The 773-nt window shown below is 62.6% G+C and carries 1 protein-coding gene and 1 pseudogene; both read right to left on the reverse strand.

What is annotated here, in order from left to right:
- Window positions 1-9: 9 nt before the first annotated feature.
- The gene (locus BEN47_RS01730; protein ID WP_158010796.1) at window positions 10-453 is read right to left on the reverse strand and encodes an IS1 family transposase; all 444 of its coding nucleotides are present in this window, start codon (window positions 451-453) and stop codon (window positions 10-12) included.
- Window positions 454-664: 211 nt separating this feature from the next.
- Window positions 665-733, reverse strand: a pseudogene (locus tag BEN47_RS22985) (hypothetical protein); the annotation flags it as partial.
- Window positions 734-773 lie beyond the last annotated feature (40 nt).

Below are 773 nucleotides of genomic sequence, written 5' to 3' on the forward strand. Positions count from 1 at the left end.
GGCGGTGGTCTAATTTAAGGTGAGATTGTAATTGTCAATGACAATTTTAATGCGGGCGTTATGCATGGGCAAGGATTTGCTAAAGGAGCAGGATTTTCGCACCAGCACGCCGCAACGTTGGCGCAACGAGCAATTGATGGCTTCAATGATGCTCGTGCCGCCGCTGCCTTTGGGGCAGCGCCGGTGCTGCCAGCGGGGCAACACGCCCACGTAGGCGGCGAACAAGTCGGTGAAGAACCAGCAATGGCGGCGGTAACGCCGCGGCAAGGCGTGCCACAAGCGGCGGGCCGTGGCCGCGTCCCGGCGGCCGGTAACCCAGGCCACAATGCGCCGGCTGGCGCGCTCGACGGCCAGCCACAGCCACACTTTGCGCCGCCGCCGGCCCACGAACGTCCACATTTCATCGAGTTCGAGCGCCTCCCACTCCTGCCGCTGGGCTTTCTTCGGGCGCAACCGCGGCAAGGGCGGCGGGGCTCGCTGCGCTTTTTTTTACCAGTTTGGCCACGGTCACCCGCGAAACGCCCGTGGCCCGCACGATGCTGCGCTGGGAGTTGCGCTCGACCAGCAACTTCGCTACCTGGGCGTAGCGAATTGCCCGCTCGACCGCGGCGGGCTCAAAGCGAGCTTGGTGGCCACAGGCTTTGCACTGGTATTTGGCGTGGCCCTGGCTACTGCCATTGCGCCGAATCTGTTCACTGCCGCAGGCGGCGCAATAGTGTTGCGTATAAACCATAACCCCCAATACGCATTTCACCTTATATCAGACCACCGCC

This window comes from Hymenobacter lapidarius, assembly GCF_001816145.1.
In the GTDB taxonomy this organism is placed as follows: Bacteria; Bacteroidota; Bacteroidia; order Cytophagales; family Hymenobacteraceae; genus Hymenobacter; species Hymenobacter lapidarius.